At 60.9% G+C, this 7,310-nt stretch carries 7 protein-coding genes; 4 read left to right on the plus strand and 3 right to left on the minus strand.

Annotated elements, in window-relative coordinates:
- The first annotated feature begins 4 nt into the window (after window positions 1-4).
- Genes RHP72_RS15015 through galE form a run of 3 tightly spaced genes read left to right on the plus strand, consistent with a single transcriptional unit; the run spans window position 5 to window position 2,987 of the window.
- Complete coding sequence (locus RHP72_RS15015; RefSeq protein WP_230359874.1) at window positions 5-883, plus strand: hypothetical protein; 879 nt, start codon at window positions 5-7, stop codon at window positions 881-883.
- Complete coding sequence (locus tag RHP72_RS15020) at window positions 862-1,992, plus strand: nucleotidyltransferase family protein (protein WP_054781625.1); 1,131 nt, start codon at window positions 862-864, stop codon at window positions 1,990-1,992. The genes RHP72_RS15015 and RHP72_RS15020 overlap by 22 nt, the downstream gene beginning before the upstream one ends.
- Complete coding sequence (gene galE, locus RHP72_RS15025; protein WP_054781624.1) at window positions 1,989-2,987, plus strand: UDP-glucose 4-epimerase GalE; 999 nt, start codon at window positions 1,989-1,991, stop codon at window positions 2,985-2,987. Before RHP72_RS15020 ends, galE begins: the two co-directional genes overlap by 4 nt.
- Window positions 2,988-2,994: 7 nt before the next feature.
- Here galE and RHP72_RS15030 read toward each other — a convergent pair whose 3' ends face one another.
- On the minus strand, window positions 2,995-3,822 hold the full coding sequence (locus tag RHP72_RS15030) for a hypothetical protein (RefSeq protein WP_256933198.1): 828 nt from the start codon (window positions 3,820-3,822) through the stop codon (window positions 2,995-2,997).
- A gap of 671 nt (window positions 3,823-4,493) precedes the next feature.
- Here RHP72_RS15030 and RHP72_RS15035 point away from each other — a divergent pair.
- Window positions 4,494-5,543 (plus strand): diguanylate cyclase, encoded by a 1,050-nt coding sequence (locus tag RHP72_RS15035; protein WP_256082814.1) that lies wholly within the window; start codon window positions 4,494-4,496, stop codon window positions 5,541-5,543.
- Here the strand turns inward: RHP72_RS15035 and RHP72_RS15040 are convergent.
- Entirely contained in the window at window positions 5,532-6,005 is a 474-nt protein-coding gene (locus RHP72_RS15040) for a DUF5709 domain-containing protein (RefSeq protein WP_003945009.1), read from the minus strand. The two genes, RHP72_RS15035 and RHP72_RS15040, sit on opposite strands and share 12 nt — an antisense overlap.
- Window positions 6,006-6,078: 73 nt before the next feature.
- Window positions 6,079-7,254, minus strand: a complete 1,176-nt coding sequence (locus RHP72_RS15045; protein ID WP_054827626.1) for a lipase family protein — start codon at window positions 7,252-7,254, stop codon at window positions 6,079-6,081.
- Window positions 7,255-7,310 lie beyond the last annotated feature (56 nt).

The raw sequence follows: 7,310 nt of genomic DNA on the forward strand, positions 1-7,310 counted from the left end.
TTCCGTGACAGGCAACCACGTACCACAATTCCGGGCGCACTACCTTTGGGTTGACGCGATTGTGCGCGGTTTCCGCATACCCGAGGTCGGTGTCGTCGAGCATCGGATTGCCAGCCCGTGGCCTGCGGACAACAACGTCGAAGTTCGGATTCAGCGGAATCGAGCGACATTCGGTCGCTGGGACGTCACCATCGAATCGACCATCGGCGGCAGCCTTGAAACGCTGATCGGTCTGGACGGTCTCCAGCTCGCGGAGAGCGTGTACCGCACGGTGCACCGGGATGTCATGACGGCCGCGCACGCCCGACAGTGGACACGCCTGCACGCCGCTCTGGTCGACTGCAACGGTGTGAGAGTGGCGATCGCCGGGCATTCCGGGGCGGGCAAGACCACCTTGGCGCTCGCCCTTGCCCTGCGGGGTGCACAACTGCGTGCTGACGAAGGCGTCTTCATTCGTGGTACCGAAGCTGTGGGCTTACCACGGCGGGTTCACCTCAAAGCCGGTACGTTCGACGTCCTCCCGGAGATCAAAGCGCACGATTCGCTGTATCTTCCGTACGCCCCGCCGGTGTGGGCGTTGGACCCGTCAACCTTGCCTGCTGAACGAAACGTCAGCTCGGCGGTTCGCGGAATCGATCTGGTGCTGATCCTCGATGGATGGGACGAGGCGCCGACTCGACTCGCTCCGATGCCCGTATCCCAAGCGATACAGTCGCTGGCCGGGCAATCCGCACTGTGGTCCGACAATCACGGAGTGACCCTGAGAAACATCGCTGCTCTACTCTCGAATGCCCCGTGCTACAGACTGATTCGACATCACGGCGATACCGGCGCCGACACCGTGGAGGAACTGGTGGCGTCATGCGTGACACCCGGTACCTGATTTCCATGTTGAAACCCGAGTGTGGGGCCGACGTCATCCGCTTGTGTTCGCAGCAGGATTGGCCCAGAGTCATCGACGCCGCTGTAAGGCACAAGGTATTGCCATTGCTCGCCTCCCGAGCGGTCGAGGCCGGCTTCGCATCGGTCCTACCTGCGAGCTTCGCGGAAATGCTGTCGGAATCCTCGGCCACCGCATCGAGTCCGGAATTGACGCTGAGCCTTGTCCATCACCGAAACACCATAAGGATCTCGGACCTCGACGCGCAACGAGTGGAACTGCAAGAGTTGTTACACAGCAACGGCTTTCCGACGGTTGCACTGAAGGGTGCCGCCCTTCTCGAGCGAAGAATCTGGCCGAACCCGGCAGCTCGACGGATGACGGACATCGACCTTTTGGTCGTCGACCCTGCACATGCCGTTCCGGCCAACGACGCGATCCTCGATTTCGGCTACCGAATGGTCCGCCCCGACGAAGTGGACTCCGACTCCATCGATCACGACGATCACCAGGAACCGGCACTCCTTCGCGACGACCGTCATGGCTCCGTCGAAATCCATTCGCACTTACTTCCGAGGTTCGCCCGTCACGCGCTGACCCGGGAGGCCGCGGTCCGAGGAATCAGCTCGGAGGCGGAAGGATCCCGCCTTGCGATGGCCGACGTGACGCTGCACGTCATCGCTCACGCGCGGCTTGCCGATCGGGCCTTGATTCGAGCCGATTTGTCGTTGAACAGTGTCTTCGACGTGGGGTACCTGCTCACTTCCGAACCGGAACTCGCTGTGACGCTCTCCAGACGCCAGTTGCCACGCGATGTCCGTCGGGCGGTGAACGTCCACTGGGCGGCGGTGGAATCGATCTTCGGCGTCAGTACCGGAATGACGACCTTCCCGGCGCATTGGTGGTGGCGATGGACGCTGTGGTTGGCGGATCGCCCACGCCTGCACTCGCTCTACCGCGATCTGGTCATGGTGCCGCTCTTTCTCGACCGTGATCGGCTTTCCATCCGGGACGGGCGCGACCTACGTGGATGGGACTTGGCGCGCTCACGCGTGTCCCACTTCGTCCGTCGTGCGAGGACTGCCGTCGAAGATGCCGGGGGAGCGGCGTGAAAGTACTGATCACGGGCGGAGCGGGATTCATCGGAAGCACCGTAGCGTCGAAGTGCGTCGACGCCGGGATCGATGTCGTGATTCTCGACAACCTGCTGACCGGCCGCGCCGAATTTGCGCACAGATTCCCGTTCTACTGCGGCGACATCGCGGACGAGAAACTGCTCGACAAGGTATTCGCAGATCATTCCGATATCGATGCGACAGTTCACTGTGCGGCCTTGATCGTGGTCGGAGATTCCGTGAGTAGCCCGGCGCGGTACTACGAGAACAACGTATCCAAGTCGCTGACGCTGGTATCGAGTGTCCTTCGGAACGGGTGTGAGCGCTTCTTGTTCAGTTCCTCTGCGGCGGTGTATGCGCCGAGCGACGGTGGGTGTGTCGACGAACGTTGGGGGATCGCACCGCAGAGTCCCTATGCGCACAGCAAGGCTCAGTTCGAAACGATGCTCGACGACATTGCGGCGGCCACTGAATTATCGGCGATATCTCTACGCTACTTCAACCCGGTCGGGGCAGATCCGGATCTGCGAAGTGGTACACCATCGGCACGCCCGACCCACGCACTCGGAAAGCTGTTCGAATCATATTCGACAGGAACGCCTTTCAGGGTTACGGGAACGGATTGGCCGACGCGCGACGGATCCGGAGTGCGTGATTACGTTCATGTCTGGGACCTTGCAGACGCTCATGTTCGAGCACTCGAAAGGTTCGACCGGGTCACCGCTGATTCATCACGCATGACTGTGGTCAATCTGGGCAGCGGGCGGGGGACGACGGTGTGGGAGCTGGTACACACATTCGAGAACGTGCTCGGCGAAGATATCGACGTGGTCGCTGCCGGCCGACGCACCGGTGACACTGCCGGCGCTTATGCGTCGAACGATCGTGCGTTGCGACTACTCGGGTGGGTTCCGACATTCACCCTGGAACAGGGGATCGAGGACACCGCGCGGTGGCTGGCAGTGCGGCCGCACCTGCTCAACTCGGTGTAGCCGAACGTCAGCCCGTCGGGTCGTCGTCAACGGTGATGTTGTTGCTACGTAGCCAGAAGGTGGCGTCCGGATCCCACCCGGCGAGCACGGTGGCCCCCGCGTTGGCCGACAACGGGATCGCGATGCCTGGCGTGGTCAGATAAGCCATCATGGTCAGGTGCACGGCGTCGTAATCTGCAGCGACCGAAACCCAGTCCGGAATGAACCAGTCACGGTATTCACCGGTCGTGTCGTACCACACGGAGCGACGTGAAGCGGGCACTGGCAGGGGATAGGTATCGACCAGATTCGCCCAGTCCTGCGGACCGGTGATCTCGTAGATCCGGGGCGCGCCGTAGATCCTTACCGGCTGCACCCGCGCCTCGTTCGAGGAGCTGTCTTCTTCGAGAAACACCCCGAGCGCCCCGATACCGTCGCGGGCCCTGGTTGTTTCGGTTGTACCGTTGGCAAACGGGATAGACCACCATTCGCCTCCGATGTGACGGTCCGGATCTTCGATCTGGTATTCCAGAAACTGACGTTCGTTGTCGAGTGCCTCAGCACGCCACTGTTCGAGGCCGTCCTCTGCACGGTAAATCCGCAAGGGTAGGTCCGACCAGCCGTAAATAGGGTTTCGCTTTTCAACCAGATTCTGGTTCAGACGGTCGATCGGCTCGGTCCACCAGGCAGTGTGTGGGGAGTCGAGTAGTGCTTCGGCAACCGGTCGCAGCGCCGCTGCGACATCCGGCCGGACGAAGATCAGGTCTTCTTCGTCCGGCGGCTCCCAGTAGCGTGCAAAATCTACGGCATACGCAAGACAGTGCAGAATCTCGAGCTCGGACATTTCTGCTGGCATGCGTAACCGACGTTCGCACAGAAGCGACGGCCACGTGGTGAACCGAGGACGAGTGCAACGGAATCCATGTGGGTAAAGCTAGCGGACAAGCTGACGGGGGACGTTCGAATATCCTTTACTTGACATAATGTAGATTATCGGCAAATTCTCGACCTGGCGATATCCGGCTCACGCCTTGTTCGTGCAACCTTCCTTGTTTCCGCCCACCTATGTCTGTCTGCCGGTACATTTGCCGGCTTTCCTGCGTTTCCGTCCGAGATCTGCGACCGGCTTGCGCGACTCGACTATTGCGACTCCGCGATCGCCGGCTGAATTGCTGCCGATCACCGCCTGGCCTCGCCGGCGACTGCGGCTACGCCGCGCGACCTGGACATCAGGAACGACCAATAAGTGCTCTGATGTGGATTGATGCCAATAAACACGTCTCACCGACTTCCGGCTACCCCACCTCAATTCGTCACTGTGACGTATTATGGTTGACAGGCTGGAGGCGAGTTCAGTTCCATTGTCATCGCCACGGACTACTATCGCCGCATGTGTTGTATTCGACCGGCCGCTTCTCATGGTCAGTGGCCGCGATGAGCGACACACCCAAGGTCGTGCATCGCTGGCTCGCAGTGCCAGACCAGTTTGACCGATTCACGCGATTCTTGCGCGACAACGGAATTCTCATGCCGACTCGGATAGGCATCGGCGTATTGGTTTTCCTCCTGGGTATCACGATTCTGCTGAAGCGACTGGGCACTCATTCGGTACAGACCATCGGATTTCCGTTGGACGTCGTCGTCGCAGTGCTTGTGATGATCGGCGGAATTGCCTTGCCTGTCATAGCGACCACCCGTGAAAGGTCGTATTTCTTCGTCGTTGCCGGGGACTTCGCTGTTGCGGTGATCGTGCTGGCCGAGGCGAATCCGGATCAGAGATTGCTTGGATGTCTCGTCTTCGGGCTCGTCGGCTCGTACATAGCCTTCTTTCACAATCTTCGAACTCAGCTGTGGCACCTGCTGTTTTCCGGGGCGGTCATCGTTGTTGCCAGCATCGGCGTGTTCACCGATGTACCTTCTGGCCTTCCAGACGTCCTGGGACGCATTGCCTTTGCCATTCCTGTCATCACTGTCATACCGGTGGTCACGCAGATTGCTCTGGCGCTCCTGAGCAACGACGCTCAAAGCTCAGAACTCGATCCGTTGACGGACCTGCTGAATCGGCGCGGACTCGCACGGCGGACTTCCGAATTACTACAAGCGAAATCCAGCCTCGACCAGTCCTTGCTGGTGGTGGTGATCGACATCGACAATTTCAAACACTTCAACGACACCTACGGTCACGACGTCGGCGACCGAGTCATACTGCGCACGGCCTATCGACTACACGACTGGGCCAGATCGGACGCGGCGATAGCGCGCATCGGCGGTGACGAGTTCGTCGTCGTTCAGATGATGCCGTTGCCGTACGTCGGCGATCTACTGGCCCGGATCGCGCCCATCATGAACTCCCCTACAGGCGAACCAATCTCGACGACAAGCATCGGCATAGCCATCCACAACGGCGCCTGGCCGGACGTACAAGCAGCAGAAAGTGGCGTTCACGATCTACATCGCCTCGCCGATTCGGCGATGTACGAAAGCAAGAGAATGGGTGGAAATCACGTCCACTCCATCGTTCTCACCGATCAACAGCTACAACAGCCACAACAGTCAGGCGGTCGTTCAGTCCTCTGAATCGTCGATCAGATGCATCGCGGCTTCCTCTGCCGACGCTGCGCCGCCGTCGATTCCGACGTCTCCGGCAATGAGTTCACTTTCCTCGTCCTCGTATCTGCCCTCGTCTTCGGCAACGAGACGCCCGACCCGACGGTTACCCACTTCGTCACCGTTCGGGAATTCTTCTTCCCGTTCGAATTCGTCGGCATCGGCGGGATCCTTCAAAGGATCTCCGAGCGACGCGTACGGATCGGGTTCTTCTTCGGCCAGGCGCTCGTCGAGGGTCTCCCCCGCTGATTCCTCGCTGCCGGTCAACCCGTGGGCATCAAGTCCCAGTGGGCGTTCCGGTGGTGAGATTCCCTCGTCGAGAATGTCGTCGACGCCTCGATCGATCAGAGTGTCTTCAGGTTGAAGCTGGTCGTCGGGATCGAGACTGTAATCGCCATTGCCGGCCGCGCCGGTGTCATCCGTGTCGCTCATACGATCAACGATGCCACGGGCACACCGAGTTGGCCATGTGCCGCGCCTGCTCGATACGTCACTCCGGAGACATTCAGCACGAACGCGGGGCCGGCACTCCGTCGAATCGGTCCTGTAGGTACTCGAATGCGGTGGGCAGACCGAGGACCGCAGTGGTGAGGTGGTCCGGGCTGGGGAACAGTTGGGATTGAATCGTGGCTCCGGCGGCGCAGTACCGCGAAATCGTGTTGACCACCGAATCGATGGGGATTAGAACGTCGTCGGGCGTGTGCCATTCGAACACCGGGGCAGTCGGCACACCCGGATAGAGTTCGACGCTGTTGTCGTCCATCACCTTTCGCACTTCAGGGCTGGACAGCAAGGATGTCGACGTCGACACCTGAGAGGCACTGCGCCCGGCACCGACCCTGAGGATGTCGTTGGTGCACGCGTTGGTGAGTTCGGCCCGCATCGACCGTCCGAGGTCGTTGAGTTGGTTGCTCAGCGGCAGTAGGTCGGGATACTCGCGTTCGAGGCCCATGGCTGCGGCGAAGGCGAGGCCGAATGCCGGGTGCGGATCCTGTCCGAGGCCGTTTGCCATCTTGGACAGATTCATCGGGACGCCGCCCTCGGCTACACCGACAAGGTTGACCTCGGGTGCGTAGCTCGGGGCCAGTGCGGCCGCCCACGCGGTGGCCATGCCGCCGCCGGAGTAGCCGGCAATACCGACAGGGCTGGCGCCACTACGCAATTCGGGGACTTTCTGAACGGCGCGGATACCGTCGAGCGTGATCTGTCCGCCCAGGCGCGCGGCGCCGTACGCACTGTTGGGTCCGAGATGGTCGGGAAGGGCAATGGTCCATCCACGTTGCAGCGCGACGTTGAGGATGGGCGCTTCACGGATGACGATGTTGGGATCCGATGCGTAAAGCGCGCGAGACGGCGCACATCCCGTACCGAGTGCATTGACGATGTGCTGATACGAGAGCAACGGGCCGTCTTGTGCTTGATTCGGCGGGACCAGGATCGTGCTGACCGCGGCAATAGGCTTGTTCTCGGAGTTCGTGGACCTGTAACTGACCTGCCAGATCGCGACGCCGGGAAAGGTCATCAGGTCAGGGGCCCGGCGCACGGAGATCGGCGTGCCGGCGGTCCCCTCGGCCGCTGCTTGCGAATAGAACGGGTCCGGGTCCGGTGCCGGATATGCGGGATCGGCCTGTGCAGTCCCCCCGGAGAGCAATGCGGCAGTCAGTGCAGCGGCAGTCAGCATCGATCCGGTAAACACGCGTGTGGTTCGCAGTTTCAACGTTTTCCCCTCGTCCGGAC

Source organism: Rhodococcus sp. SG20037 (genome assembly GCF_031763325.1).
Classification (GTDB): Bacteria; Actinomycetota; Actinomycetes; order Mycobacteriales; family Mycobacteriaceae; genus Rhodococcus_F; species Rhodococcus_F qingshengii.

Coding starts and splice junctions, on each gene's coding strand:
- RHP72_RS15020 (WP_054781625.1), top strand. CDS start 862: ATGCGTGACACCCGGTACCTGATTTCCATGTTGAAACCCGAGTGTGGG.
- RHP72_RS15030 (WP_256933198.1), bottom strand. CDS start 3,822: ATGCCAGCAGAAATGTCCGAGCTCGAGATTCTGCACTGTCTTGCGTAT.
- RHP72_RS15035 (WP_256082814.1), top strand. CDS start 4,494: ATGCCGACTCGGATAGGCATCGGCGTATTGGTTTTCCTCCTGGGTATC.
- RHP72_RS15040 (WP_003945009.1), bottom strand. CDS start 6,005: ATGAGCGACACGGATGACACCGGCGCGGCCGGCAATGGCGATTACAGT.
- RHP72_RS15045 (WP_054827626.1), bottom strand. CDS start 7,254: ATGCTGACTGCCGCTGCACTGACTGCCGCATTGCTCTCCGGGGGGACT.